Origin of the sequence: Enterobacter sp. KB-221C9 (assembly GCF_041320715.1) — a bacterium.
Classification (GTDB): domain Bacteria; phylum Pseudomonadota; class Gammaproteobacteria; order Enterobacterales; family Enterobacteriaceae; genus Enterobacter; species Enterobacter asburiae_D.
On the sequence record NZ_JBGIWG010000007.1, the window covers coordinates 94,853 to 120,552 of the forward strand.

At 58.0% G+C, this 25,700-nt stretch carries 25 protein-coding genes; 9 read left to right on the top strand and 16 right to left on the bottom strand.

Features of this window, described 5'->3' with window-relative positions; genetic code table 11:
• Positions 1–27: 27 nt before the first annotated feature.
• On the top strand, positions 28–1,218 hold the full coding sequence (gene nepI, locus AB8846_RS12340) for a purine ribonucleoside efflux pump NepI (RefSeq protein ID WP_370732798.1): 1,191 nt from the start codon (positions 28–30) through the stop codon (positions 1,216–1,218).
• Between the two features lie 47 nt (positions 1,219–1,265).
• On the opposite strand, the gene AB8846_RS12345 is transcribed toward nepI, so the two are convergent.
• From AB8846_RS12345 to AB8846_RS12370, 6 genes are all read right to left on the bottom strand, one after another.
• Positions 1,266–2,171 (bottom strand): EamA family transporter, encoded by a 906-nt coding sequence (locus tag AB8846_RS12345; protein WP_370732799.1) that lies wholly within the window; start codon positions 2,169–2,171, stop codon positions 1,266–1,268.
• Between the two features lie 134 nt (positions 2,172–2,305).
• Entirely contained in the window at positions 2,306–3,685 is a 1,380-nt protein-coding gene (locus AB8846_RS12350; RefSeq protein ID WP_063145146.1) for a carbohydrate porin, read from the bottom strand.
• A 136-nt stretch (positions 3,686–3,821) separates the two neighbouring features.
• On the bottom strand, positions 3,822–4,124 hold the full coding sequence (locus AB8846_RS12355) for a PTS lactose/cellobiose transporter subunit IIA (protein WP_029741865.1): 303 nt from the start codon (positions 4,122–4,124) through the stop codon (positions 3,822–3,824).
• Between the two features lie 5 nt (positions 4,125–4,129).
• Entirely contained in the window at positions 4,130–5,506 is a 1,377-nt protein-coding gene (locus tag AB8846_RS12360; protein ID WP_370732800.1) for a glycoside hydrolase family 1 protein, read from the bottom strand.
• 17 nt (positions 5,507–5,523) lie between these two features.
• A complete protein-coding gene (locus tag AB8846_RS12365) occupies positions 5,524–6,849 on the bottom strand; it encodes a PTS sugar transporter subunit IIC (protein ID WP_032662003.1) in 1,326 nt (441 codons plus the stop codon).
• An 11-nt stretch (positions 6,850–6,860) separates the two neighbouring features.
• Positions 6,861–7,175 (bottom strand): PTS sugar transporter subunit IIB, encoded by a 315-nt coding sequence (locus AB8846_RS12370; protein ID WP_023333974.1) that lies wholly within the window; start codon positions 7,173–7,175, stop codon positions 6,861–6,863.
• A 293-nt stretch (positions 7,176–7,468) separates the two neighbouring features.
• Between AB8846_RS12370 and AB8846_RS12375 the strand changes: the two genes are divergently transcribed.
• Positions 7,469–8,419 (top strand): LacI family DNA-binding transcriptional regulator, encoded by a 951-nt coding sequence (locus AB8846_RS12375; protein ID WP_370732801.1) that lies wholly within the window; start codon positions 7,469–7,471, stop codon positions 8,417–8,419.
• Between the two features lie 61 nt (positions 8,420–8,480).
• Here AB8846_RS12375 and AB8846_RS12380 read toward each other — a convergent pair whose 3' ends face one another.
• From AB8846_RS12380 to AB8846_RS12400, 5 genes are all read right to left on the bottom strand, one after another.
• Positions 8,481–8,777 (bottom strand): YicS family protein, encoded by a 297-nt coding sequence (locus AB8846_RS12380; RefSeq protein ID WP_023333976.1) that lies wholly within the window; start codon positions 8,775–8,777, stop codon positions 8,481–8,483.
• Positions 8,778–8,898: 121 nt separating this feature from the next.
• On the bottom strand, positions 8,899–10,263 hold the full coding sequence (locus AB8846_RS12385; protein WP_370732802.1) for an efflux transporter outer membrane subunit: 1,365 nt from the start codon (positions 10,261–10,263) through the stop codon (positions 8,899–8,901).
• Entirely contained in the window at positions 10,263–13,373 is a 3,111-nt protein-coding gene (locus AB8846_RS12390; protein ID WP_063145150.1) for an efflux RND transporter permease subunit, read from the bottom strand. The genes AB8846_RS12385 and AB8846_RS12390 overlap by 1 nt, the downstream gene beginning before the upstream one ends.
• Positions 13,373–14,494, bottom strand: coding sequence for an efflux RND transporter periplasmic adaptor subunit (locus AB8846_RS12395; protein ID WP_370732803.1), 1,122 nt, complete (start codon positions 14,492–14,494; stop codon positions 13,373–13,375). The genes AB8846_RS12390 and AB8846_RS12395 overlap by 1 nt, the downstream gene beginning before the upstream one ends.
• 148 nt (positions 14,495–14,642) lie before the next feature.
• On the bottom strand, positions 14,643–15,212 hold the full coding sequence (locus tag AB8846_RS12400) for a TetR/AcrR family transcriptional regulator (protein ID WP_033144322.1): 570 nt from the start codon (positions 15,210–15,212) through the stop codon (positions 14,643–14,645).
• Between the two features lie 186 nt (positions 15,213–15,398).
• On the opposite strand from AB8846_RS12400, the gene AB8846_RS12405 reads away from it, so the two are divergent.
• Positions 15,399–15,818 carry a GNAT family N-acetyltransferase gene (locus AB8846_RS12405; protein WP_063145152.1) on the top strand — a complete coding sequence of 140 codons (420 nt, stop codon included), beginning with the start codon at positions 15,399–15,401 and terminating at the stop codon, positions 15,816–15,818.
• Here the strand turns inward: AB8846_RS12405 and AB8846_RS12410 are convergent.
• Entirely contained in the window at positions 15,815–16,462 is a 648-nt protein-coding gene (locus tag AB8846_RS12410) for a TetR/AcrR family transcriptional regulator (protein WP_370732804.1), read from the bottom strand. The two genes, AB8846_RS12405 and AB8846_RS12410, sit on opposite strands and share 4 nt — an antisense overlap.
• Before the next feature lie 78 nt (positions 16,463–16,540).
• Here AB8846_RS12410 and AB8846_RS12415 point away from each other — a divergent pair, with 78 nt between their 5' ends.
• The 6 genes from AB8846_RS12415 (at position 16,541) to AB8846_RS12440 (ending at position 22,030) form a co-directional block, all read left to right on the top strand.
• On the top strand, positions 16,541–18,040 hold the full coding sequence (locus tag AB8846_RS12415) for an MDR family MFS transporter (RefSeq protein ID WP_063145154.1): 1,500 nt from the start codon (positions 16,541–16,543) through the stop codon (positions 18,038–18,040).
• 169 nt (positions 18,041–18,209) lie between these two features.
• Complete coding sequence (gene nlpA, locus AB8846_RS12420; RefSeq protein WP_173651704.1) at positions 18,210–19,028, top strand: lipoprotein NlpA; 819 nt, start codon at positions 18,210–18,212, stop codon at positions 19,026–19,028.
• Between the two features lie 122 nt (positions 19,029–19,150).
• Positions 19,151–19,930, top strand: coding sequence for an MBL fold metallo-hydrolase (locus AB8846_RS12425; protein ID WP_370732805.1), 780 nt, complete (start codon positions 19,151–19,153; stop codon positions 19,928–19,930).
• A 26-nt stretch (positions 19,931–19,956) separates the two neighbouring features.
• Complete coding sequence (locus tag AB8846_RS12430) at positions 19,957–20,910, top strand: GlxA family transcriptional regulator (protein ID WP_370732806.1); 954 nt, start codon at positions 19,957–19,959, stop codon at positions 20,908–20,910.
• Positions 20,911–21,022: 112 nt separating this feature from the next.
• Positions 21,023–21,271, top strand: a complete 249-nt coding sequence (locus AB8846_RS12435) for a hypothetical protein (RefSeq protein WP_063145158.1) — start codon at positions 21,023–21,025, stop codon at positions 21,269–21,271.
• A 303-nt stretch (positions 21,272–21,574) separates the two neighbouring features.
• On the top strand, positions 21,575–22,030 hold the full coding sequence (locus AB8846_RS12440; RefSeq protein WP_370732807.1) for a hypothetical protein: 456 nt from the start codon (positions 21,575–21,577) through the stop codon (positions 22,028–22,030).
• Between the two features lie 38 nt (positions 22,031–22,068).
• Here the strand turns inward: AB8846_RS12440 and AB8846_RS12445 are convergent, their stop codons facing one another.
• The 4 genes from AB8846_RS12445 to AB8846_RS12460 all read right to left on the bottom strand — a co-directional run bounded on the left by AB8846_RS12445 (position 22,069) and on the right by AB8846_RS12460 (position 25,600).
• A complete protein-coding gene (locus AB8846_RS12445) occupies positions 22,069–23,157 on the bottom strand; it encodes an AAA family ATPase (RefSeq protein ID WP_370732808.1) in 1,089 nt (362 codons plus the stop codon).
• A 145-nt stretch (positions 23,158–23,302) separates the two neighbouring features.
• Entirely contained in the window at positions 23,303–24,262 is a 960-nt protein-coding gene (locus AB8846_RS12450; RefSeq protein WP_370732809.1) for a YbgA family protein, read from the bottom strand.
• Between the two features lie 102 nt (positions 24,263–24,364).
• Positions 24,365–24,775, bottom strand: a complete 411-nt coding sequence (gene uraH / locus AB8846_RS12455) for a hydroxyisourate hydrolase (RefSeq protein WP_370732810.1) — start codon at positions 24,773–24,775, stop codon at positions 24,365–24,367.
• A gap of 99 nt (positions 24,776–24,874) precedes the next feature.
• The gene (locus AB8846_RS12460; protein WP_331413905.1) at positions 24,875–25,600 is read right to left on the bottom strand and encodes a MerR family transcriptional regulator; all 726 of its coding nucleotides are present in this window, start codon (positions 25,598–25,600) and stop codon (positions 24,875–24,877) included.
• Positions 25,601–25,700: the final 100 nt, after the last annotated feature.

A 25,700-nucleotide genomic window follows, 5' to 3' on the forward strand; every position in this document is an offset into this window, starting at 1 on the left:
CGCACGTTTTTATCTTCAGGTGACGCCATGACAGAACATATCCAGCCCACGACCAGACCGCAGACCAAAGAGGTTTCTCGCCCCAACTGGTCGGCCGTTTTCGCCGTGGCGTTCTGCGTCGCCTGCCTGATTACCGTTGAGTTTCTGCCGGTGAGCCTGCTGACGCCGATGGCGCAGGACCTGGGTATTTCTGAAGGCGTGGCGGGGCAGTCCGTTACCGTCACCGCCTTCGTGGCGATGTTCGCCAGCCTGTTTATCACCCAGGTGATTGGCACCATCGACCGCCGCAAGGTGGTCATTTTGTTCAGCGTGCTGCTGACGCTCTCCTGCCTGCTGGTCTCCTTCGCGGAAAGCTTCACCCTGCTGCTGCTCGGTCGCGCCTGTCTGGGGCTCGGGCTCGGCGGCTTCTGGGCGATGTCGGCCTCGCTGACCATGCGCCTGGTGCCCGCGCGTACGGTGCCAAAAGCCCTGTCCGTTATCTTCGGTGCGGTCTCTATCGCGCTGGTGATCGCTGCACCGCTCGGCAGTTTCCTCGGCGGGATTATCGGCTGGCGTAACGTCTTTAACGCCGCGGCGGTGATGGGGCTGCTGTGCATTATCTGGGTGTGGAAAGCGCTGCCGTCATTGCCGGGCGAAGCGGCGCACCACAAGCAGAACATGTTTGTGCTGCTGAAGCGCCCCGGCGTGCTGGCGGGGATGACCGCCATCTTTATGGCCTTTGCCGGGCAGTTTGCCTTCTTCACCTACATCCGCCCGGTGTTTATGACCATGGCGGGCTTTGACGTCGACGGCCTGACGCTGGTGCTGCTGAGCTTCGGTATCGCCAGCTTTGTCGGCACCTCGCTGTCGTCCCAGTTCCTGAAGCGCTCCCTGAAGGTGGCGCTGGCGGGTGCGCCGCTGGTACTGGCTGTCAGTGCAGCGGTGCTGGTGCTGTGGGGTAGCGATAAGTGGGTGGCCTCTGCGATTGCAATTATCTGGGGCTTTGCCTTTGCGCTGATCCCGGTCGGCTGGTCGACGTGGATCACCCGAACGCTGGCCGATCAGGCGGAGAAAGCCGGGTCGATTCAGGTGGCGGTGATCCAGCTGGCGAATACCTGCGGTGCGGCCATTGGCGGCGTGGCGCTCGACCATCTGGGGCTGACGTCACCGCTGGTGATTTCCGGCACGCTGATGCTGCTGACGGCGCTGCTGGTGGCGGGGAAGGTTAAGGCGAAGTAGTGCTTTCTCCCTCTCCCGTGGGAGAGGGTTTGGGTGGGGGCATCAGGCTACGCCGATGTCTGAACCCGTCTTCTCGAATCCATCGAAATCAACACTACCGACGACACAATCAGCAGCGTTCCCAGCCAGTCCGGCAGGGTGAACGCCACGCCCAGCAAAATCACCGACAACAGCGCACTGCTCAGCGGCTCGGCGCAGCTCAGAATGCTCGCCTTCGGCCCGCCGATCATCTGCGCGCCTTTCAGATACAGGCTGAACGTCAGCGCCGTGCCAATCACCACCAGGTAGAAAAACGCCAGCAGCAGGCTGCCGTCAATCACAAAGGTGGTGCCGCGTCCGGCGTAGAACGGCGTCAGCATCAATCCGGCAATCAACATGCTCCAGCCAACAATCGGCAGCGTGCCGTAGCGGGCGATAAGCGTTGACGGATAGGTGGTGTAAAACGCGGCGGCAAACGCCGAGGCGATGCCGAAGAACAGCGCGGCAGGCGAGATGGAGAGCGAGGTTGGGTCGCCGTGGGTGACCAGCAGAAACGTACCGACAAGCGACGTCAAAATGGCCGACAGCACAAACACGCCGAGACGCTTTTTCCGCGCCAGGGCGAACCACGCCACAATGATGGTCGGCGACAGAAACTGCAGCACGGTGGCTGTGGCGGCATTGGATTTTTCAATCGTCAGCAGGAAGGTGAGCTGTACGGTGAGCGCGCCGACGAGTGAGAAAATCAGCAGGCTGAGGGCGTCTTTGCGATGCTTGATGACCGAGAAAATCTTGTCGCCGTGAACGAAAGAAAGCGTCAGCAGGATCACGCCGGTAAACAGCAGGCGAACCATGGTCAGGTAAGGCGAAGAAATGTGGCTTTTCTCCATGATGTACTGCGCGCAAACGCCGGAACTGCCCCATAAAACGGCGGCGATCAGGACGTTCAGCATCCCTTTACGTGTGGAACCCATGTTCTCCCCTGCTATGTTGGTTTTTTTGTAGCATAACATGGGATCTTGCCGGGTGGCGCTGCGCTTACCCGGCCTACAAGGTTTTGTAGGCCCGTGCAAGCGCAGCGCCGCCGGGCGAAACAAACGTCGCTGTACTAGAACCACGCCTCCCACATCGCGCCGACGTTGAAGTCGTCGAGGGTTTCGTCTTTGGTGCCGTTTACGCGCGCGGTGCGTGCGTTATCCACCTTGCCGCCGGTCACGTAGAAGCGCAGCATCGGGCGGAACTCCGGCCCCATGGCGATAGACATGTTCTGCGACAGTGTCAGCTTCCAGCCCTTGTTGTCGCCGCCGTTGTCGTAATCAACGTGCTGCCAGCCCGCTTCAAGCCAGGTGGAGTGAACGTCGTTCCACCAGTGCATCGGACGCACGATGGCGTTGTAGTTCTTACGGTTGTCGGTCTTATCGCGGCTGTTGTCGTAGTCGTGGAAGGCGAGGATGTACTCCACCTGCGTCGCCTGGGTGAATTTGTACAGCCCTTCGAAGCTGGCGTAGACCGTGGTCAGATCCTCGGTTTTGTTGAACACGCTGTTGTCCGCGTTATCGGAGTAGCGGGCAATCACCTTGTTCACGCCGCTGTCGTTGGTGTGGCTCAGCACCACGCCGCCCTGCCAGGCGTTCAGACGCTCATCGCTCTCCACCGCCTTGGAGTCAAAGCCGTAGTTGGCGTACAGCTCCACGTCGATCGGGCCGAGCTTCATGCCGTGGATTTTTGAGGTCGCGGCGTAGTTGCCTTTGTCGCCCGTGCCGGAACCGCCGGTACAGGTGATGCGCGACGGGTTCGCTTCGTCTTCCATCACTTCCGGGCTACAGGATTCCACCGCCGCGACGGCGGCCACGTCGAACTGCACGCCGCCGATGTCGAAGTTTTTCACCCCGGCGCCCTGGCCGTCGTGGTTCATCCAGAAGTAGTCGTTGATGCCCTGCTGCGGACGCTGGTGGAAGTCACGACCGGCCCAGAAATAGGCGTTCGGGTTAGAGGCCATAATGTTGGTCACCCCCGCGTAGGCTTTTTTCAGGTTAACTTCGTCGCCCCAGTGGTCGATCATCACGTTGATGTCCCAGATGGCGCCGTTTTCACCCTTGAAGGCCTTGGAGAGCTGGAATTCCCCGCCGTTGCCTTCGTTGCCCAGACGACCGATCGCGGACGCGCCGTTGTAGGAGCCGTCCACCGCCACGTATTTCTGATCGGCGGCCTGGAAGTGCGCGCCGTAGCGGGCGTAGCCGGTAAATTTAATGCCGAACGGGATCGCCATATCCGGGGACTGCGCCGCGCTTTGCGGCTCGGTCACCACGTCCGCTTTTTTGGCGACCGCCGCATCCATTTTGGCCTGACGCTCGGCCAGGGCTTTATCCACCGCTTTCGCCACAATGGCGTCGATTTGCTCCTGCGTGAATTCCTGCGCGAGCACGGAAATTGGGCAAAGCGCGGCGATAACCGCCATGGTTAATGGAAGTTTTTTAATCGTATTCATGGTTATCTCAATATAGTTTAATTTTATTCAGACAATAACCATCCCGCTCCGATCTGACAGAGTATGTCGCTATCATCAGAACAAGTGGAATTCTATTTAGGGTACAGAGGCATTACAGTAATTATTTCGCCATAGACTATCTCTGATATAAATGAATAATTTCTTCGGATAATTCACGCGCTAATAAAGAATTCATTAAATGATCCTGCGCGTGCACCATGATTAACGTCATCGGCTGGCGGCCTTCGCCCGCATCCTGCTCGATCAGTTTGGTCTGCATCTTGTGCGCCTGGCGCGCGTAGCCGTCGGCTTCGCGCAGCAGGCTTTTAGCTTCGTCTATGTTGCCCTGACGCGCCGCGTGCAGTGCCTCAAAGCACAGGCTGCGGGACTGTCCGGCATTGACGATAATTTCCATTACGGCTTCTTCTAGTGCGATCATCATCATTACTCTTTATCAAAACTATTATTTAAGGCGGTGGCGGCAAACCACTCTCCGCTTTTCTTGATGGTGCGCTGCTGCGTCTTTAAATCGAGCTGGATAAATCCGTAGCGATTTTTATACGCGTTGCACCACGACCAGTTATCAATAAACGTCCACATATGATAGCCAAGACAATTGCACCCTTCGCTAATACCCTTATGCAGCCAGGATAAATGTTCGGAAATAAAATCAATGCGGTACCGATCGTTAATCTGGCCGTTTTCAATAAAGCGCTGCTCATTTTCGACGCCCATGCCGTTTTCAGAAATAAAGCAGCGAGGGTTGCCGTAATTGTCGCGCAGGTTAACCAGAATATCGTAAATACCCGGCTCGTAGATTTCCCAGCCGCGGTACGGGTTCATCTTGCGGCCCGGCATCTCGTAGCTATCAAAGAACCACTCCGGCATAAACGGCGCCTGCGGGTTCACCGCGCTGTCGCGACACTTCACGCGACGCGGCTGATAGTAGTTCACGCCGAGCAGGTCGATTTTCCCTTCCGCAATCAGGAAGCCGTCTTCCGGTTTACAGGCGGGTAATTGATCGTAGGATTTCAGCAGCGCGACCAGGTCTGCCGGGTATTCCCCTCGCAGGACCGGGTCAAGGAAGCTGCGGTTAAACATCAGGTCCGCAATGTGCGCCGCCTTCACGTCTGCCGGGTTCTGCGAGCGCGGATACGACGGCGTCAGGTTCAGCACGATGCCAATCTCCCCCGCGTAATGCCCGGCGCGGTAGGCCTGAACCGCCTTCGCGTGGGCCAGCACGGTGTGATACGCCACGGTGGCTGCCCGCTGGAAATCCACCACGTTCGGATAGTGGAAGTCGTACAGATAACCGCCTTCCACCGGCACGATCGGCTCGTTGAAGGTAAACCAGTGCAGCACGCGATCGCCAAACAGCTCGAAGCAGATCTGCGCATAGCGGGCGTAGGCGTCCACCACGTCGCGGTTTTCCCAGCCGCCGATGTCCTGCATCGCCATCGGCATGTCGAAGTGGAACAGGGTGATAAACGGCGTGATGCCCTGTTCATTCAGCTCATCAATGACCTGATTGTAAAAATCGACCGCTTCCGGGTTCACTTCACCGATGCCGTCGGGGATCAGGCGCGCCCAGCTAATCGAGGTGCGAAAGCTGTTGTGGTTCAGCTGCTTTAACAGCTGAATATCCGTTTTCCAGTGCTGATAGAACGTGGAGGTCTGCTGCGGCCCCACGCCGTTGTGAAAACGGTTCGGCTCGCGGGCAAACCAGTAATCCCACGTGGTTTCCCCTTCTCTTGCCCCTTCCGTCTGGAGAGCGGAGCTTGCGCTGCCCCACCAGAAATTATCGGGAAATGCGTATTTCATGACTCTTCCTCTTTGACTTAATTGCTGGCGGTTTCGGCGGCGCCGACGGTTGCCTGGGCTTTCTGCTCTTCGTTTTTGATGAGCGTACGCTCATAGGCGCGCAGGAACGGCAGGTACATCAGCGCGGACATCACCATACAGACCAGGCACATCACCACCGGGCTCAGCGCCCAGTTCGCCGCCCACGAGGCGCCAATCGGTGCAGGGGTGGTCCACGGGGTCAACGACACAACCTGTGCCAGCCAGCCGAGTTTGGTTGCGCCGTACGCCAGGCAGGCGTTGACCAGCGGAACGAACACGAACGGGATAAACAGCATCGGGTTCATGATGATCGGCGCGCCGAACAGAATCGGTTCGTTGATGTTAAAGAAGCTTGGCACCACGCCCATTTTGCCGATGGTGCGCAGGTGGGTAACGCGGCTGCGCAGCAGCAGGAACGCCAGCGGCAGCGTGGAGCCTACGCCGCCAATCAGCAGGTAGTGATCCCAGAAACCCTGCAGGTAAACGTGCGGCAGCGCCGCGCCTGCAGCCAGCGCCGCCTGGTTTGCGGAGAGGTTCGCCATCCAGAACGGGTTCATGATGCCGGTGACAATCAGCGAGCCGTGAATACCGGCGAACCAGAAGATCTGGCACAGCAGCACGGAGAGCAGAATGGCGGGCAGGGAGTCAGAGGCGGACACCAGCGGCTCCAGCAGGTGCATGATCGCCTGCGGGATGATCATCCCGGTCTGCGCTTCAATGAACAGGTTCAGCGGGTGCAGCGTCCCGATCACCACCATCACCGGGATCAGGATCTCGAACGAACGCGCCACGCCGGTGGGCACTTCTTTCGGCAGGCGGATGGTCACGTTGTTCTGCTTCAGCCACGCATACACGCGGGTAGAGTAGATGGCGGTGATAAGCGCGGTGAAGATGCCCTGGCCGGAGAGATACTGGGTCGAGATTTTGCCATCGGCATACGGCGCGGCGACCAGCAGGAAGGCCATAAAGGCCAGCAGGCCGGACATCACCGGGTCGAGGTTAAACTGACGCCCCAGGCTCGCCCCAATCCCCACCGAGATGAAGAAGGTCATCACGCCCATGCTGAGGTTAAACGGCAGCATCAGCTGCTCGCGGTAGGTCTGGGAGAAATCCAGCCAGCCGCGGGCGAAGCTGTTGGTGGTATCCGCCGAGAACGGCGGGAAGATGAACACCAGCATAAACGAGCCGATGATCATAAACGGCAGCGCGGCGGTAAAGCCGTCGCGGATGGCAATCACATACTTTTGCTGGCCGAGCTTGGCGGCCAGCGGGGTAATTGACTGCTCAATTACCGCGACCATGGATTGATATAACGAACTCATGTGAACACCTTTTAGTGTGCCGCTTCGATGAGCGACAGAGCATAGTCCAGTACTTTATCGCCACGCTGCATGCCGTAGTCCATCATGTCGATGGGCTGTACCGGAATGCCTTGCGTTGCCGCCTTGTCTGAGAGCGTCTGTAACATGTATTTCACTTGCGGTCCGAGAAGGACAACCTGGTATTGCGGAAACTGCGTATCAAATTCGGAAACACCGTACGCATCAATCTTCACCGGCAAACCACGTTCTTTCGCGACATCGACCATTTTGCTGACCAGCAGGCTGGTGGACATCCCGGCAGAGCAGCACAGCATAATCTTGAACATCGACAACCATCCTCTAAATGTAAAAAGTTATTGCGAGGATGATTGGACATTATACGGAAACCGGTTTCCATTCATAAAAGACAGAAGTGTGATACCCATCAAGATCCCTTGCTTATGAGGCTAATTAACCGGATGCGCATCACATAATTTGGCTGTTTTGACATCATTTTGAGTGGAAACGGAAAATCGGTTTCCATGGAAAACGGAAACGGATATACTCCGTTCTGGCTATAATGTGAGCCGAAGCGGTCATGGAATTTGCAGGCGCGAGGTAAGCCTGTCAGGGGAAAGAGATGTCGACAATCAATGATGTATCACGTCTTGCCGGGGTGTCTAAAGCCACGGTATCGCGAGTGTTGAGCGGGTCGCGTGGCGTAAAGGAAGCCAGCCGTCAGGCCGTACTGAAAGCGGTGGATGAGCTGAACTACCGGCCTAACGTGATCGCCCAGTCGCTGCTGAGCCAGTCGACGGGCTGTATCGGGGTCATTTGCGCGCAGGAAAACATTAACCAGACCACCGGTTATCTCTACGCGCTGGAAAAACAGCTCAGCCAGCATCAAAAACACCTCCTGCTGCGCTTCGCGCACAGCAAAGCGGAAGTGATGCACGCCCTTGAAGAACTCTCCTGCGGGCTCTGTGATGATATCCTGGTGATTGGCGCCCGTTTTCCGCTGGACGTGGATATGGAAAACGTCATTCTGGTCGACTGTATGGAGTCTGATAACGCCAACAGCATCCAGTTCGATCACGCCTTTGCCGCCGAAACCGCCTGTAACTACCTCACCAGCCAGGGGCGACGCCAGATTGCGCTCATCCACCCGCACGGCAGCGGTTTTGCCGACCAGGTGCTGCTCGGCTACAAGCATGCGCTGGAGAAAAATTTCCTGCCCTTCAATCGCAGCCTGGTCTTTATGGACGCCACCTCCTCATCCGTTGCGCTGCAGGAGCTGCTTAACAACGCCAGCACCCTGAATTTCAACGCGCTGCTGGTGGCGGACGAGCAGGAAGCCCAGCGGGTGATCCCGCAGCTGCAGGCGTTTAACAAATCGGTACCGGACGACATTATGGTCTTCAGCCTTGCCGGATCGCTGCACCTGCCGGGTATTCCGGTGATCCCGGCGATTGAATATTCCATGGACGCCATGGCGGCGCGCATTGTCAGCTGGCTGACGGAGAAAACGCAGATGCTCGGGTCCTACGTTCTGCGTGGGGATTTGATCATTCCGGACATGCGTAAGCGTTAAAAATATTGTGTAGGCCGGGTAAGGCGCAGCCGCCACCCGGCGAGAAGCACGTTTCCAGCCCTCAATAATCTTCCATACAATCCACCTGGCCAATTGCGGCCCAGTAGGCGTCCAGGTTGTCGCGCTTGACGGCGGTGATGGCGTTTTTGATCAGCAGCTGATTGGCCTCGGAGGACAAAATCATCTCCTGCCAGGCCTTATCGCTCTGCTTTTTCTGTGGCGTACAGGTTTTCTTAATATCTTTCAGGACCTGCTGCTTTATTTGCGCCTCTTTCGCCGGATCCTCCTTTTCCTGAGCATGGACAAACGCGGCGAAGAGCAGACAAACCAGCAGGCAGACCAGGTGCGCAGCTTTCATCAACAACCCCCTTTAGAAGTCACATGCTTCCCATGAAATATATCGTTACATTCAGTGTAGCGATTCCAGCCGAAAGTATGATTTTCTCTTTTTTGCGCATGAGAATCGCCCACCGATAAGGTTACTGGATCCCCCCGCCCAGCGACTGCCACAGCGTGATGCGGTTTTCCAGGTCGGTTTGCTGCAGCGCGATCAGCGATTCCTGCGCCGACCACAGCGACCGCTGCGCGGTCAGCACCGTCAGATAATCCCCCGCGCCCGCCTTATAGCTGCGCGTTGCCACGTCCAGCGTTTTTTGCTCCGCCGCGACGTATTCGCGCTGGGCATCGAGCTGCTCGCTCAGGGTTTCACGTCGCGCCAGCGCGTCGGCCACGTCCTTAAACGCGCTCTGGATGGCTTTCTCGTAGGTGGCGATCAGTCCCTTCTTCTCCGCTTCCGCGTAGCGCAGCTGTGCCAGGTTGTTCCCGCCGCTAAACAGCGGCAGGGTGATGGACGGTGCAAACGACCAGACCTTCATCCCGTGGCTGAACAGGGAGGAGAGCGAATCGCTGCCGACGCCCGCGCTGGCGGTCAGCGAAATGGTCGGGAAGAAGTTGGCCCGCGCCGCACCGATATTGGCGTTGGCGCTCAGCAGGTTATGCTCGGCCTCCTGAATATCCGGGCGACGCAGCAGCGCGCTGGAGCTGACGCCCGCCGGGATCAGCGTGATGGCGTTATCGTTCAGGCTCTCCAGCGTGCCGGGCAGCAGGTTCTCCGGCACCGTATCGCCCGCCAGCAGATTAAGGGCGTTTTTGTCCTGCATCACCAGCGTCCGGTAGCTCGCCACGCTGGCGCGCGCCTGCTGGTAAACCGCCATCGCTTCGCTGACGTCCGTCGCCGCCGCGACGCCCACTTCCTGCTGGCGCTTCACAATCTTCAGCGAATTCGCCGCGCTCTCCATCGTGGATTTCGCCAGCGCCAGGTTGCTGTTATCCGCCGCCAGCGTCACCCAGGCCGTGGTCAGCTCGCTAACCATCGTCAGGCGCGTGTTCTGCGCGGTGAACTCGCTGGCAAGCCAGGTTTCACGCGCGGCGCGGGAGAGGCTCTGGTTGCGGCCAAACAGATCCAGCTCGAAGCTGGAGACCGCGCCGTTGGCTTCGTCGCTGGTGGTCACGCCGCTCGCCAGCGTGCGGCTGCGGGTGTGGCTCAGCTCCGCGTCCACCGTCGGGAACAGGGACGAGCGCGTTTCACCGTACTGGGCGCGGGCGGCGTCGATATCCGCAATCGCTTTTTGCACGTCGCGGTTGCTGTTCAGCGCCATCGTCACCACGCTTTTCAGCCGCGCGTCGTTCATCACCTGCTGCCACTGGCTCACCACGGCGGTGGCTTCGCCGTGGGCGCCGGGTAAGGTTGCCGGGACGGGGGCGTCCGGGCGTTGCCAGGTTGGATCTAACGACACACAGCCTGCGCTCAGCAGGGCTAAGACTAAAACAGAGACACGAAACATTATGACCTCCGGTTCGCGTGCTTACCGGAGAACAGACGTTTCACCAGTACAAAGAATAAGGGGACGAAGAAAATCGCCAGCAGCGTCGCGGCCAGCGTCCCGCCGATAATGCCGGTACCAATTGCCACGCGGCTGTTGGCACCAGCACCGGTTGCCACGGCCAGCGGCGTCACCCCTGCGATAAACGCCAGCGAGGTCATGATGATTGGTCGCAGGCGCGTCTGAGCGGCTCGCAGGGCGGCGCGGGTCAGGGAGTACCCTTCGGCGACTTTGGCTTCGGCAAACTCGACAATCAGGATGGCGTTCTTCGACGACAGGCCAATGGTGGTCAACAGCGCCACCTGGAAATAGACGTCGTTGTTCAGGCCACGCAGGGAGGCGGCGACGGCCGCGCCCAGCACGCCAAGCGGGATCACCAGGATGACCGAAATCGGTACCGACCAGCTCTCATACAGCGCCGCCAGGCACAGGAACACGACCAGGATGGAGAGGGCATAGAGGCTCATCGCCTGACCGCTCGCCAGTTTTTCCTGCAGCGACAAACCGCTCCACGCCCAGGTGCTGCCGGACGGCAGATTATTCGCCAGCTGCTCCATTGTGCTCATCGCCGTGCCGGAGCTCGCGCCGCTGGCGTTTTCGCCCTGAATCTCATACGCCGCCGAGCCGTTGTAGCGCACCAGGCTTTCCGGGCCATACTCCCAGCGGGTGGTGGCGAAGGCGGAGAACGGGGTCATGGTGCTGTCGCTGCCGCGCACATACCATTTGTTGAGATCCGACGGCACGGCGCGATAGTCGCTGTCGCCCTGGATGTAGACCTTTTTCACGCGGCCGCGGTCGATAAAATCGTTCACGTAGGTCCCGCCCCAGGCGCTGGAGAGGGTGTCGGTCACGTCGCTCAGGGACAGCCCCAGCGACACGGCCTTGTTGTTGTCGATATCCACCTGAAGCTGCGGCATCTGCGGCAGATCGTTAGCGCGCACGGCGTGCAGTGAGCTGTCCTGGTTGGCTTGACCAATCAGCTGGTTACGCAGCTTCAGCAGCGCGTCGCGGTCGGTGCCGCCGCTGGCCATCAGCTCAAAGGTAAAGCCGTTGCTCTGGCCCAGACCGTCCACCGCAGGCGGCGTCATGGCAAAGATGGTCGCATCGCGGATAGTGCTCAGCTCCTGCGTGGCGCGCAGGGCAATGGCCTGAGCGGTATTCTCATCGCCTTTACGCTCTGACCAGTTTTTCAGGGAGACAAACGCCATTCCGGCGTTCTGGCCGCTGCCGCTGAAGCTGAAGCCTTCAATGGTGAAGATCACGTTAGTGTTGGCTTTCTCTTTCGTGAGGAACCACTCGCGCACCTGGCGGCTGACTTCGGCGGTACGTACCGTCGTCGCACCGGCCGGCAGGGTGTACTGCACCATGATTTCGCCCTGATCTTCCGTCGGCAGGAAGCTGCCCGGCAGCTTAAGCATGGCGAAGCCCATCGCGCCGCAGAGCAGGGCGTAGATAACCAGCATACCGCCGGAACGGCGCAGAGCGCGAAGCACCTTGTTCTGATAGCCGCGCTCGGTCCTGCTGTAGAAGCGGTTAAACGCGCCGAAGAAGCCCTTTTTATGCGGCGCCGTGTGGCTCAGAATCGAACCGCACAGCGCGGGCGTCAGGGTCAACGCTACCACTACGGAGAGGAGCATCGCCGAGATAATGGTGACCGAGAACTGGCGGTAAATCACCCCGGTGGAGCCGCCGAAGAAGGCCATCGGCAGGAATACCGCAGAGAGCACCAGCGCAATGGCGACCAGCGCGCCGGAGATTTCTCCCATTGATTTCTCGGTGGCTTCCCGCGCGGGCAGCCCCTCGTCGCGCATAATACGCTCGACGTTTTCCACCACTACGATGGCGTCATCCACCAAAAGCCCAATCGCCAGCACCATCGCAAACAGCGTCAGGGTGTTAATGGAGTAGCCGAACAGCGCCAGCACGCCGAAGGTGCCCAGCAGCACCACCGGCACCGCCAGCGCCGGGATCAGCGTCGCGCGGATGTTTTGCAGGAACAGGTACATCACCACCACCACGAGGATAATGGCTTCGAACAGGGTCTGAATCACGTCCTCAACGGAGATCTTGATGAACTCGGTACTGTCTTTCGGGTAGGCCACGTCGTAGCCTTCCGGCATCGACTTTTTAAACTCGGCGATTTTATCTTTCACCGCCGTGGCGGTGTTGAGCGCGTTCGCGCCCGGTGAAAGCATGACTGCCATACCCGCCGCCGGGTGGCCGTTGAGCTTCGCGGTGGCGGTATAATCTTCGCTGCCCATCTCCACGCGGGCGACGTCGCTGATGTGCACGACCGCGCCGCTGGACTGGCTCTTCACGATGATGTTTTTAAACTGATCCACCGTCTGCAGGCGCGACTGGGCGCGCACGGTGGCGGTCAGCTGCTGGGCGTTCGACGAGGGCAGCGCGCCGATTTTACCGGCGGAAACCTGTACGTTCTGCGCTTCAATCGCGCTCTGCACGTCGGACGGCATCAGCGAGTACGACGCCAGCTTCGCCGGGTCGAGCCAGATGCGCATCGCGTATTCCGCCCCGAACACCTGCAGGCTGCCGACGCCCTCCACGCGCGCCAGCGGGTCCTGCATATTGCTCACCAGCCAGTCGGCGATATCCGAGCTGCTGGCGGCGTCGGTTTTGTCGTACACGCCCATGATCAGCAGGAAGTTGCTCTGCGATTTCTCGACGGTAATGCCGGACTGCTGCACCTCGGTCGGCAGGCGCGATTCCGCCTGCTGGACCTTGTTCTGCACCTGCACCTGCGCGGTGTCCGGATCGGTTCCCTGCTCGAAGGTGACGTTAATACTCACCGACCCGTCCGAGCTGCTGGTGGAGGTGAAGTAGAGCAGGTTATCCAGCCCGGTGAGCTGCTGCTCGATCACCTGCGTCACGCTGTTTTCCAGCGTCTGCGCGGAGGCGCCGGTGTAGGTGGCGGAGATTTTGATCGACGGCGGGGCGACGTCCGGGTACTGCGCCACCGGCAGCGTGCGGATCGCCAGCATCCCGGCGAGCATGATAAGAATGGCGATGACCCAGGCAAAGACCGGGCGACGCACGAAGAAGCGGGAAAACATCAGGCGTTTCCTCCACTGGCTTTCATCTCTTCGGCTTTCACTTCCTGCCCGGCGGTCACTTTGTCGGTGCCTTCCACAATCAGCTTATCGCCCGCCTTCAGGCCGCTCAGCACCAGCCATTTGTCGCCGTAGGTGTCGCCCGTCTCCAGCTGACGCTGCTCGACCTTGTTGCTGGCATTGACCACCAGCGCGGTGGCGGCGCCTTTGGCATCGCGGGTGATGCCCTGCTGCGGAGCGAGGATTGCGTCGTTCATGATGCCCTCATCCACCCTGGCTCGAACGAACATGCCCGGCAGGAGCTGATGCTGCGGGTTCGGGAAGACGGCGCGCAGCGTGACCGAGCCGGTCGATTCATCCACCGCCACTTCGGTTAACGCCAGACGGCCTTTCTCGCTGTAGGTGCTGCCGTCTTCAAGGATTAACGACACGCTTAGCGTATCGCTATTGGTGGCAAGGGTTTGCTTGCGTAAACGCAGCAGATCGGCGCTGGAACGCGTGAGATCGACGTACATGCTGTCCAGTCCGCGAACGGTGGCGAGCGCGGTATCCTGCTGGGCGGTCACCAGCGCGCCGGGCGTGACGGAGGAGATGCCGATGCGTCCGGCAATCGGCGCGGTGACGGTGGTCCAGTTGAGGTTAATGCGCGCGCTCTCCTGCGCGGCCTTCTTTGACTCAACGCTGGCCTTGTCCTGCGCGCAGGTGGACTTCGCGTCCTCTGCGTCCTGACGCGACACGCCGTCGTCTTTCACCAGCTGCGCGTAGCGCTGGGCCTTCTGGCAATCGGCCGCTACCAGCGCCTGGGCCTGCTTCAGCGCCGCGGCGGCTTCATCGTAGGCGGCGCGGTAGCTGGAAGGGTCAATTTGATACAGCGCCTGTCCGGCTTTAACGGTATCGCCTTCGGTGAACAGCCGCTTCTGAATAATGCCGCCCACCTGCGGGCGCACTTCGGCGCTCATGGCGGCGGTGGTGCGGCCCGTCAGCTCGCTGACGACGGACACCGGCTGGCTCATGAGGGTGACAATCCCCACGTCCGGAAGAGGACGCTGGGGAGCAGATGTTTGCGCATTATCGCACCCTGTCAGGAGGAGTAATGCCGCGATGGAGGTTGTTATGGTTTTCATAATCTTTTTCCAGGGTGAACGATGCCTGCCCCGTTAATCGCTTAACAGGGAGGAGGGCTATTTAAAGGCACAGCGATACCGCATCTCTGGCTGAGCCAGAAATGTAAAAATGGGGAATTACTTATTCCCGCTAATTATTCATATGCGATTACTTCGCAGAGAAAAGCATATTTAAAATATCCTGATAAAGAGGCTCTAATTGTTCTGACGGTACTTTTAATGGCGTGAGTCGACGATAAATCGTCCCCTCAATCATCACGGCGGTAATCTCCACGCAGCAGCGAATATGCTCGTCGCTCAGGTGGGGAAACTGTTTTTTCAGATGCGCGCAGGCGTTGGCGAACATGCGCGATTCGGCTTCTATCAGCATCGTTGCCACCTGCGGATTGCGCGTGGCCTCAGCGGACATTTCCAGCATCAGCGCATCGTCATCTTCGTTGAGGGTCTGTCGCCAGGCGAGCGCCTGCGGCATCCCTTCTACCAGGGTTTTACCCTGCATTTCCTCGATGCGCGAGTCGATGATTCGGCGGATCATCTCTTCGATAATCGCGTCTTTGTTGCTGAAATAACGGTAAATTTGCCCGACGCTAAGCTTCGCCTCGCTGGCGATCTGCGACATGCTGGCGGCATGAAATCCGCTGGCGCGAAAGCAGCGGCGCGCGGCGGTGATGATTTCGTCCTGACGTTGTTTTTGTCTTTCTTCCAGTTTCGTACTCATCGTCGGCTACCGTGTAAAAGTGAGAATGATCGTTCTCAGTATACGTTTTGGGTGCGTATTGGAAAGGCTTTTTTTATTTACATATTGAATGAATATTTCCAGGGTTAAACAATGGAGGAAATAAGGAGTTTTTATGAAGGTGAAGCTGTGAGATATTCAGATTGCGCTCAAAATAAGGAGAACAAAATGCAGTTGAGCATCACTGAAAAAGTTACGCCGGAAGAAAAAGAAGAGTTATTAACGGGGCTGAGATCGTATAACGGGCAGTTTTTAGATCTGGCGACCTTCAGCGGGGATATTGGCGTTTACGTGCGGGACGAAAAAGGCATCATGCTCGGCGGGCTAATTGGGGTGCGTAAAGGCGACTGGCTGAATATTGATTTTCTGTGGGTCAGCGAGACCGTGCGCGGATCCGGCGTTGGCAGCCAGCTCATCAGAACGGCCGAAGACGAAGCCCGACGCAAAGGCTGCAGGCACGCGCTGGTGGATACGGCCAGCTTCCAGGCGCGCCCGTTCTATGAAAAACAGGGGTACCAGCTGCAAATGTCTTTGCAGGATTACCCTTTTGCGGGCATGCAGCGCCACTATCTGGCAAAAGCGCTTTAACCGCCTATCCCGGTGCCGATTACGGCAAGCGCATGACGGACAATGATTTCCGGCGAGAGGGATTTTAGCCTCTCGTCATTGCGCATGCGTGAGAACGGCACCAGCACCAGGCTCAGCAGCGTGGTGAACAGCAGTTCCGGTGCCAGTTCATTATTCAGCTTCCCTTCCTGCTGCCAGCCTTTGATGGTGGCGAGCGTCGCCTGATATTTTTCATCGCCAAACCGCGCCTGGAGATGGGTGCGCAGTACCGGCATTTCGCCAATCACTTCCTGCATCCACAGCGGGGCAAACCAGTGATGCTGTTCCGCCAGTTCGGCCAGCACCTTAACCATTTCCGTCAGGGCGTTCACCGGCCAATCCCGGTTATCGGCGAAAATCGATCCGATCCTCTCGCGTAACGGCAGAAAACGCTCCTCAATCATCGCATCCAGCAGCTGCTCTCGGGAGTTGAAGTAATAGTGCAGCATCGCGGGCGTGACGCCCGCCTCTTTGGCAATGGCGTTGAGTGAGGTGTTGGCGATCCCCTGACGGGAAAAGAGGTTCAGGGCGATATCCAGCAGCTGTTCGCGGCTGGCGGTGACGCGTTTACCCCCGCGAGGGCGGCCGGGGCGGCGCGGTTCAGAATTGTCTTTTAATGCTGGCATGACCACGGTGCCTCTTGATCTTATTCATCACTTCCACAAATATTAATTATGCGATTAATTAATTTCAAGCGATCTCTTATGGAATCCGACGTCATGACCCCAACCGCGCAAAAAGCGCCGTCGATTAAGCTGCTGTTCAGCGCGCTGCTGCTGGTGATGCTGCTTTCGGCGCTGGATCAGACCATTGTCTCTACCGCGCTGCCGACCATCGTCGGCGAGCTTGGGGGGCTGGATAAGCTCTCCTGGGTGGTGACGGCCTATATTCTCAGCTCCACCATCGTGGTGCCGCTGTACGGCAAGTTCGGCGATCTGTTTGGGCGTAAAATCGTCCTGCAAATCGCGATTGTGTTGTTCCTGGTGGGCTCCGCGCTGTGCGGGCTGGCGCAAAACATGACCCAGCTGGTGCTGATGCGCGCCCTGCAGGGGCTGGGCGGCGGCGGCCTGATGGTCATCAGCATGGCCGCCGTGGCGGACGTAATCCCGCCTGCCGATCGCGGGCGCTATCAGGGGCTGTTTGGCGGCGTATTCGGGCTGGCGACGGTCATTGGGCCGCTGATCGGCGGGTTTATCGTCCAGCACGTCTCCTGGCGCTGGATTTTCTACATCAACCTGCCGCTGGGGCTGTTTGCCCTGCTGGTGATTGGTGCGGTGTTCCACGGCAGCGCGCGGCGCAGCAAGCATGAGATTGACTATCTGGGGGCGATTTACCTCAGCATGGCACTGCTGTGCATCATCCTGTTTACCACCGAAGGCGGCACCGTTCGCCAGTGGAGCGACCCGCAGCTGTGGTGCATTCTGGCCTTTGGCCTGACGGGCATTGCCGGGTTTATCTATGAGGAGCGGCTGGCGTGGGAGCCGATCATCCCGCTGTCGTTGTTCCGCGACCGCAGCTTCCTGCTCTGCAGCCTGATTGGCTTTATCATCGGCATGTCGCTGTTTGGCTCGGTGACCTTCCTGCCGCTCTATTTGCAGGTCGTCAAAGATGCGACCCCGACGCAGGCCGGTTTGCAGCTGATCCCGCTCATGGGCGGGCTGCTGCTGACCTCCATTATCAGCGGGCGGATCATCAGCCGTACCGGGAAATACCGTCTGTTCCCGATCCTCGGCACGCTGCTCGGCGTGGTGGGAATGTTTTTACTGACCCGCATTTCTATCGCGTCTCCGACCTGGCAGCTGTACCTGTTTACCAGCGTGCTGGGCATGGGGCTGGGCCTGGTGATGCAGGTGCTGGTGCTGGCGGTGCAAAACAGCGTGTCGGCGGATCAATACGGCGTAGCCACCTCTGGCGTCACGCTCTTCCGTTCCATTGGCGGGGCCATTGGCGTCGCGCTGTTTGGCGCGGTGTTCACGAACGTTCTGCAGTCAGGGCTGGTCGACAGGCTGCCTGAAGGGGCGGAACTGCCGCGCGAGCTGAACCCGACCGCCATTCATCATTTGCCAGACGCCCTGAGGCTGGACTATCTCGATGCGTTTGGCTCGGCCATTCACGCGGTGTTCCTGCTGGCGGCGGGGATTATGGTGCTGGCGTTTGCGCTGTCGTGGTTTTTACGTGAGGCGCCGCTGCGTCGGCAGGCGTGACTCCATCGCCCGGTGGCGCTTTGCTTACCGGGCCTACAACACCTCCGCGCGTAGGTCGGGTAAGCGTAGCGCCACCCGACAATAGGCCGCATATAACGTATCCTTCTTATTGATTCTTTTTCGGTTTTTATTTCAGCGTCTCGTTGTCGATATAGTCACTACACCATTTATCAAAAGGAACTGTCTTGTGAAACGTCGATTGGGTGCTCTGGTTCTCGCGGGTCTGCTGCTGGCGGGATGCGATCAAAGTGGCAGCGATGCCAAACACATTAAGGTCGGCGTCATCAACGGCGCTGAACAGGACGTGGCGGAAGTCGCCAAAAAGGTGGCAAAAGAGAAATATGGTCTGGACGTGGAGCTGGTCGGCTTCAGCGGCTCGCTATTGCCCAACGATGCCACCAACCAGGGAGAACTGGATGCCAACGTCTTCCAGCATCGCCCGTTCCTCGCAGAAGATAACAAGGCGCATGGGTACAAGCTGGTGGCCGTGGCGAACACCTTCGTCTTCCCGATGGCCGGCTATTCCCGCAAAATCAAATCCGTGTCTGACCTGAAGGACGGAGCAACCATTGCCATTCCAAACGATCCGACCAACCTTGGCCGCGCGCTGTTGCTGCTGCAAAAAGAGAAGCTTATTACCCTGAAGCCGGACACCGGGCTGCTGCCAACGGCGCTGGATATTACCGCCAACCCGAAACACCTGAAAATCATGGAGCTGGAAGGGGCGCAGCTGCCGCGCGTGCTGGACGACCCGAAAGTGGATGTCGCCATCATCAGCACTACCTATATTCAGCAAACCGGGCTTTCGCCGGTGCATGACAGCGTCTTTATTGAAGACAAAAACTCGCCGTACGTGAACATCGTGGTGACGCGTGAGGACAACAAGGACGCGGAGAACGTGAAGGCGTTTGTCCAGTCGTATCAGTCACCTGAAGTAGCAAAAGCGGCTGAGACGATCTTTAACGGCGGGGCGGTGCCGGGCTGGTAAACGTTCTGACGGAAAACGGGTTGCTTAAATTGGCCCGATTCCATCGGTAATCGCCCTTTAGCCCACAGCGCCAATAGTGACGGCTGGCTATCCTCCTTATCACACCAACCGGAGGATAGCCCATGAACATTACCCACATTCGCAACGCCACCCAGCTTATTTCCTACGCCGGAAAACGTCTTTTAATCGATCCGATGCTGGCCCCGAAGGGCGCTTATCCGGGCTTTCCCGGCACGGCGCATGCCGAACGCCGTAACCCGACGGTCGAACTCCCCGTTGACGTCAACACGCTGCTGGACGCCGACGCGGTGATCGTTACCCATACCCATGACGATCACTGGGATCGCGCCGCGGCGGAGCTGATCGCTAAAGACAAACCGATCTACGTGCAAAACGACCGTGACGCCGCGCTGCTGCGCAGCCAGGGGTTTAGCAACCTGACGGTCATGACCGAAGCGACCTTCTTCGGCGATATTCAGATTACGAAAACCCGTGGCGGACAGCACGGTACCGATCGCGCTTATGCCGTGCCGGAGCTGGCGGAGCGGCTGGGCGAGGCCTGTGGCGTGGTGCTGCGTCATCCCGATGAGAAGACGCTCTATCTTGCCGGGGATACCGTCTGGCGTGACGAGGTGGCGGCCGATCTGCAAAAGCACCAGCCGGACGTGGTGGTGCTGAACGCGGGCTATGCCCACGTCATTGGTTTTGGGCCCATTATTATGGGGCAGGAGGACGTGCTCAACGTTCATTTCCTGCTGCCGCAGGCCAGCATTGTGGCGAGCCATATGGAGGCGATTAACCACTGCCTGTTGACCCGCAGCGCGCTGCGTGAGTACGTTGAAGCCAATCAGGTGAGTGATGCAGTGACCATTCCCCAGGATGGCGAAACCGTTATATTCTGAGTGCGTTAAAGGGAAAGGAGAGACAGATGTCGCTAATCAACGTCGCGATTGTCGCGGTAGACGGGTTCAGCCCGTTCCACTACTCCGTTCCCTGCATTCTGTTTGGTGATTCGGTCTCTGGCGAAAAGCGCTTTAACGTGAAGATCTGCGCCGAAACGCCAGGGTTTCTCACCTCAAAAGACGGATTTGCCCTCAACGCCACGCAGGATTACACCGCCATTGGTCAGGCCGATATTGTCGTCGTTCCCTACTGGCAGCACGTCCTTGAACGCCCGCCTCAGGCGCTGCTCGACAGCCTGGTGCATGCGAGAGACAACGGCGCGGAAATCGTCGGGCTGTGTCTGGGATCGTTTGTGCTGGCCTATGCGGGGATCCTGGACGGCAAACGCGCGGCCACCCACTGGGAGTTCGAACGCCAGTTTCAGTCGCTCTTCCCGAACGTCCGGCTGGATATTAATGCCCTTTACGTGGATGACGGCAATATCATCACTTCCGCAGGCACTGCCGCCGCGCTGGACTGCTGTCTGTATATCATTCGCCAGCGCTTTGGGAGCGTGGTCGCGAACCAGATTGCCCGTCGGATGATTGTACCGCCCCACCGCGAGGGCGGGCAGGCGCAGTTCATTGCCCAGCCGGTACCTAAAGATACCCGCGACGGACGCATTAACTGCCTGATCGACTACCTACAGCAGCACATCACCGAACCGCATAGTCTGGACTCGCTGGCGGAGGTGGTTTCGATGAGCCGCCGCACCCTGACCCGTCATTTTATTAAAGCCACGGGGATGAGCGTCGCCGACTGGCTTACCGCCGAGCGCCTGCGGCGCAGCCAGATCCTGCTTGAAGCCGGAAATATGCCCGTTGAAAGCGTGGCCGAGCTGGTGGGGTTTAATTCCGCCGTCACCTGGCGACAGCAGTTTAAGACGCGTTTTGGGGTCAGCCCGGCGGAGTGGCGTAGGACGTTCCGTCTGCAGAACTAGCGTGAAAGTTCTGTAATAATGACAGGTTAAGAAATGTGAGCATTCAGGAACCTACAGAAGCTAGTGATTACAGTCCTTCACCAGTTTGCCGCATTCATATAGAGGAAAAATAATGATTACTGCAAGGGTAAAATTATTCTTGTTACTGGCCACTGTTTGGATAGCAGGAATATTTGCCACGCTTTTATTTGGACGTTTGTTGATTGCCCTGGTCAGCTTCTTTTTCATCGGACAATTTGATTTTCCAGTCAGCGATCTTGTTGAAGCTACTACCCTTGCCATTAGTGGTGGGATCCTCATTGGAGGAATACAGTGTGTTATGGCAAAGGAAAAGAACCGATCCGAAGACCCACCCCGGTAAGTTGGGTATGAAGAGATTGAGCTACCCCAGCCTCTCCACTCTCGGTTGCAGGCAACAAAACCGGTGATGCCATGAATGATGCCAACCAGACGATAGCGTGAGCTAATGCACCTTCGGGCGTACCTGCTGTTCTAATGATACCAGGCAGGGTGAGGAGCCTGATACAGGAGAGCACATAGCGGAAGAAGAAAATGTGTGGCGTACTAAGTCTCAACCAAACAAACCTGATGCCGATAATACACTTTCTTACCTGTCGAAGAACTGATAGGTGTACTGAATGAGGCGGCAAAAAGGATTCTTGAAATGATTTACGTATTATTAGGAATTGCACTTTTCGCTTTTGTAGTTGGAACGGCCGTTTTTTTTCGCTTTAGTAAAGTGACGGGAAGAAGCGTCCAGTCACCTTTTACCTCTATGTCTTTCTTTGATGCCCTCTTTTTTGGGCTGGGCAGTAAGCGAGACATGAATATCGCAGCATGTTCATTTATCGTCTTTTTACTAAGCGTATGGGGATTAACTTATTTAAAATTAAGCGCACATTTTTGGGGGAGTCGAGAAAGCTTTTTTGGCCTCGTGATCGCCGGGATTTTGTTTCTAATTATGCACTGTCGCTATTGCGCAAAAAATGTCGTTATCAAAAATGATGGGCTTGCACCCATGAGAGAATTGACCAGTATCAGGTTGTCCAGCCTCACTAGCCCCTTTTTATGGTTAAGCAGGGCCGGGTATTTGGGGTTCTTTATTGGCATGCTTCACTGAAGCGAGATACGGAAAAACAGTCTCCGTGCCTCTGGAGACTACCCCAGCCTCTCCACCCTCGTCTCTCCCTCCACCATCGACAGCTGATACAGCGAGAACGAACGATGCTTTTCTATCAACGTCGCCAGCTCCGGCGAGTGGCTGGTGAGCCAGATCTGCGAGTAGCGGCTGGCCTCGGCGATTAAGCTCGCCAGCGCAGGCAGCATCTGCGGGTGCAGGCTGTTTTCCGGTTCGTTCAACGCGATAAACGCCGGTGGGCGCGGGCTTAACAGCGCTACCGCCAGGCACAGGAAGCGCAGGGTGCCGTCGGAGAACTCCGCCGGTTCCAGCGGCCTGCTCAGCCCCTCCCGCTGCATCATCATGCGAAAACGTCCGCCGGTGTTGTCGCTGTAAAACACGCAGCCGGGGAAGGCCTGGTCGAGGATGCGCATCAGCAGCAGCTCGTCGCCAATCTCGACGATGGTCTGAAACGCCGCCGCCAGGTTGGCGCCGTCGCTGGCCAGCACCGGGGAGCGGAAACCGACCTGCGGGGCGCGCATCGCCGAGCCGGATGAGACGGAAAACTCATGATAAAAGCGCCAGTTACGCAGGGACTCGCGCATCTGCGACACTTCCGGGTAAAGATGCGGTTCGCCGAGCTGTCCAAATACCGATTCGTTCTCGTACAGCGTTCCGCTGTGGGTCACTTTCTCGTGATGCACGTTGTTCAGAAACACCGCCTGATTTTTACGCTTCATCAGCTGTGACGAAGGCCGACGGTGCTGGCCGCTCAGCCAGATGGACTCCTCTTTGATTACCGGATCGAGCTGAAACTGCGAGGGATAGGGCAGCTTCTCCACAAACCCGACCTGCAGCTCGTATTCGTAGGTCTCGGTTTCCACGGCCAGATTCATCCGCCGCAGCTGGTCGCTGCGGGTTTTGCCTGCCCAGAACACCTTCAGAATGCCGCCCTCATTCGCCAGCGCCTGGGAAAACTGCCCCTGGGCGGCGCTGTGCATAAGATGTATCGCCTTGTAGATATTGGATTTACCGGTGCCGTTCGGCCCAAAGACGATGTTGAGCTGCTCCAGCTCCAGCGACATATCGCGGATGGAGCGGTAGTTTTGAATGTGCAGGGTGTTGATCACAGGCAGGCCCCTTTTGCAGAATAAGCCTGTATATAATCACAGTCTTTGAGATGAAATGCAAAAAAGAGACGACAGTGAGGATGTCGTCTAAACGGGGTACTGCTTTGGGCCTCTACGGGTTAATGGGGCCTTCGCATTTTTTTGATCACTTGACTGCCAGACGCAGACCCAAATCATCAGGATAGGGATCAAAGTAGTTTTGCGTCATCAGATACCGGTCGGGGTATTCGGCCAGGTAGTGCTTCAGCAGCGTGATCGGGGCGAGAATAGGCAACTGCCCGTTGCGATAGTGCAGGATCACGTCGCGCAGCTCGCCGCGCTGGCGGGTGTTCAGCTGGCGACGAAAATACCCCTGAATATGCATCAGCACGTTGGTGTGATTCTTCCGCGAGGCGGGTTTTTTCAGGATGGTCATTAGCTTTTCCCGGTACGCCAAGAAGAAGGTGTCCAGGTCTTCCCACTCGTGCAGCGAGGCAACGAACGGGCCGATTTCACGGTAGCCTGCCTGATGGTGCGCCAGCAGCTGAAGCTTATAGCGGCTGTGGAAGTCCAGCAGCGCGCGGCGCGTGAGGCCATTTTTACGCAGCGTGTTCAGTTCGTGCAGGGCAAATACTCGCTCGATAAAGTTTTCCCGCAGCACCGGGTCGTGCAGGCGACCGTCTTCCTCGACGGGCAGCCACGGGTAGGTTTCAAGAAGGGCGGCGGTGAACAGCCCGACGCCCTCCTTGCGGCCCCGGTTGCCGTTTTCATCGTACAGCCGCACGCGTTCCAGGCCGCAGCTTGGGGATTTTGCGCAGACGATAAATCCCGACAGATCGCCGATTTTTGGCAGATAGTCCGCCGTAAAATCGGCCATTTTCTGCGTAATATCATCATGAGGCGGCTTGCTGAAACGGAGCTGCGTTTCACCGCTGTCCGTCAGCGTCAGGCGTATGGCCGGGCGAGGCGTCGGCAGACCGATGGCCATTTCCGGGCAAACGGGCCTGAAATTCACCCACTGGGCCAGCTCATCCATGACGAAGCCCATACGCTTGTGTCCGCCGTCAAAGCGAACGGCGGAGCCGGTCAAACATCCGCTAATACCGAGTACAGGTTTCGTTGTCATGGTGTGGTCCTCCCGTTCATATAATTAAAACTTACACAACATGACTAATTTGTCCAAGTATTCGCGGAACTATTTTTTTTATTCCTTTAGAATCAATGCGTATTAACTGCCCTTGTAGGTCGAGTAACCGTACTGGCTCAGCAGAAGCGGGATGTGCAGCTTTTCATTGGTGCGGGTCACGGTAAACAGCACCGGGATCTCCGGGAAGAAGGAGTCCAGCTTTTTGCCGTGGAAGTAATCTGCGGTTTTGAAGGTCACTTTATACACGCCAGGCTGCATGTCCTGATCCTGCGGATAGAGCGATTTGATACGGCCGTCGTGGTCGGTTTTGCCGCTGGCAACCTGGGTCCATTTGTCCTGCTGCTGCTTCTCCAGCGTCACGGTCACGTCTGATGGCGGCATCCCGGTTTGCTGGTCGAGAATGTGGACGCTCAGGGTGCCGGCAGGGGCGCTAAAGGCGGCAGGGGAAAAGGCCATCGAGGCCAGGATCAGCAGAGGGGCAGTTTTTTTCATGGTGTTTTCCTGTGGAGTTATTCGTCACAGGAAAACGTTAGCATCTGTGGCGCGGGAAAATATTCAACTTTTCGTGAAGATTCCCGCAGGAGAAAATTATCAGAGGATAATCACTTCAAGCGATACCTGCTGCTGCCACTGCTCCACCTGCTTTTTCCGCCCGGCGGTGAGTTTGCCGCTGGTGACCAGAAGCCATTTACGCTCCGGAAAAATTTCCGGTGCCAGCGCGTCAGGCGGAACCGGCAGGATGTCGATTCGGTGGCCCTGCCCGGTGCGCGTTAAGGCTTCGAGCCAGATCTCGCACGGGTCGTTCAGGTGCCAGCCGCTGAGCAGAATATTATCGCCCGGCGCTTTTTTATCGCCTTCGAGGCAAAACGAGGTGTAGGCGATGATGATGCCGTCGAGGATCGCGCGCAGGGTCATGGCGGCGGCGACGTTGGCCGAGACCTGGCTGCGCAGCGGGCGCAGGACGTTCGCGACCAGCTCCGGCCTTGGGTACTCGCGTCCGGCGTCGTAAATCATCTGGCGCAGGGACTCGACTTTGCCGTCCTGCAGGCGTTGCAGCATGTTCTGCTGCAGGGTTTGCCAGTTGTTGGTCCGTCCCGGCGTCGGGCGTTCCAGCAGCGGTTTGACCTGGCCGATGGGGACGCCTTTTTTTACCCAGTCGAGGATTTTGAGCGCCTGCTGGACGTCCGCATCGCTGTACTGGCGGTGGCCGCCTTCCGTGCGCTGTGGCTTGAGTAAACCATAGCGACGCTGCCACGCCCGCAGGGTGGTGGCGGTGATGCCGCTGAGTCGGGCGAATTCGCCGATGGAGTAAGCCATGTCCGTGTCCAGAGTGGAGGAATACTCTCAATATACTACGAATTTTCCCGAACGGGATGAAGCGCCGAAACGGTGCACTACACTTAACGTCCAACCGTGC

Excerpts from the sequence above, each read along its gene's own strand:
- nepI (WP_370732798.1), top strand. The coding sequence starts at position 28 with ATGACAGAACATATCCAGCCCACGACCAGACCGCAGACCAAAGAGGTT.
- AB8846_RS12345 (WP_370732799.1), bottom strand. The coding sequence starts at position 2,171 with ATGGGTTCCACACGTAAAGGGATGCTGAACGTCCTGATCGCCGCCGTT.
- AB8846_RS12350 (WP_063145146.1), bottom strand. The coding sequence starts at position 3,685 with ATGAATACGATTAAAAAACTTCCATTAACCATGGCGGTTATCGCCGCG.
- AB8846_RS12355 (WP_029741865.1), bottom strand. The coding sequence starts at position 4,124 with ATGATCGCACTAGAAGAAGCCGTAATGGAAATTATCGTCAATGCCGGA.
- AB8846_RS12360 (WP_370732800.1), bottom strand. The coding sequence starts at position 5,506 with ATGAAATACGCATTTCCCGATAATTTCTGGTGGGGCAGCGCAAGCTCC.
- AB8846_RS12365 (WP_032662003.1), bottom strand. The coding sequence starts at position 6,849 with ATGAGTTCGTTATATCAATCCATGGTCGCGGTAATTGAGCAGTCAATT.
- AB8846_RS12370 (WP_023333974.1), bottom strand. The coding sequence starts at position 7,175 with ATGTTCAAGATTATGCTGTGCTGCTCTGCCGGGATGTCCACCAGCCTG.
- AB8846_RS12375 (WP_370732801.1), top strand. The coding sequence starts at position 7,469 with ATGTCGACAATCAATGATGTATCACGTCTTGCCGGGGTGTCTAAAGCC.
- AB8846_RS12380 (WP_023333976.1), bottom strand. The coding sequence starts at position 8,777 with ATGAAAGCTGCGCACCTGGTCTGCCTGCTGGTTTGTCTGCTCTTCGCC.
- AB8846_RS12385 (WP_370732802.1), bottom strand. The coding sequence starts at position 10,263 with ATGTTTCGTGTCTCTGTTTTAGTCTTAGCCCTGCTGAGCGCAGGCTGT.
- AB8846_RS12390 (WP_063145150.1), bottom strand. The coding sequence starts at position 13,373 with ATGTTTTCCCGCTTCTTCGTGCGTCGCCCGGTCTTTGCCTGGGTCATC.
- AB8846_RS12395 (WP_370732803.1), bottom strand. The coding sequence starts at position 14,494 with ATGAAAACCATAACAACCTCCATCGCGGCATTACTCCTCCTGACAGGG.
- AB8846_RS12400 (WP_033144322.1), bottom strand. The coding sequence starts at position 15,212 with ATGAGTACGAAACTGGAAGAAAGACAAAAACAACGTCAGGACGAAATC.
- AB8846_RS12405 (WP_063145152.1), top strand. The coding sequence starts at position 15,399 with ATGCAGTTGAGCATCACTGAAAAAGTTACGCCGGAAGAAAAAGAAGAG.
- AB8846_RS12410 (WP_370732804.1), bottom strand. The coding sequence starts at position 16,462 with ATGCCAGCATTAAAAGACAATTCTGAACCGCGCCGCCCCGGCCGCCCT.
- AB8846_RS12415 (WP_063145154.1), top strand. The coding sequence starts at position 16,541 with ATGGAATCCGACGTCATGACCCCAACCGCGCAAAAAGCGCCGTCGATT.
- AB8846_RS12425 (WP_370732805.1), top strand. The coding sequence starts at position 19,151 with ATGAACATTACCCACATTCGCAACGCCACCCAGCTTATTTCCTACGCC.
- AB8846_RS12430 (WP_370732806.1), top strand. The coding sequence starts at position 19,957 with ATGTCGCTAATCAACGTCGCGATTGTCGCGGTAGACGGGTTCAGCCCG.
- AB8846_RS12435 (WP_063145158.1), top strand. The coding sequence starts at position 21,023 with ATGATTACTGCAAGGGTAAAATTATTCTTGTTACTGGCCACTGTTTGG.
- AB8846_RS12440 (WP_370732807.1), top strand. The coding sequence starts at position 21,575 with ATGATTTACGTATTATTAGGAATTGCACTTTTCGCTTTTGTAGTTGGA.
- AB8846_RS12450 (WP_370732809.1), bottom strand. The coding sequence starts at position 24,262 with ATGACAACGAAACCTGTACTCGGTATTAGCGGATGTTTGACCGGCTCC.
- uraH (WP_370732810.1), bottom strand. The coding sequence starts at position 24,775 with ATGAAAAAAACTGCCCCTCTGCTGATCCTGGCCTCGATGGCCTTTTCC.
- AB8846_RS12460 (WP_331413905.1), bottom strand. The coding sequence starts at position 25,600 with ATGGCTTACTCCATCGGCGAATTCGCCCGACTCAGCGGCATCACCGCC.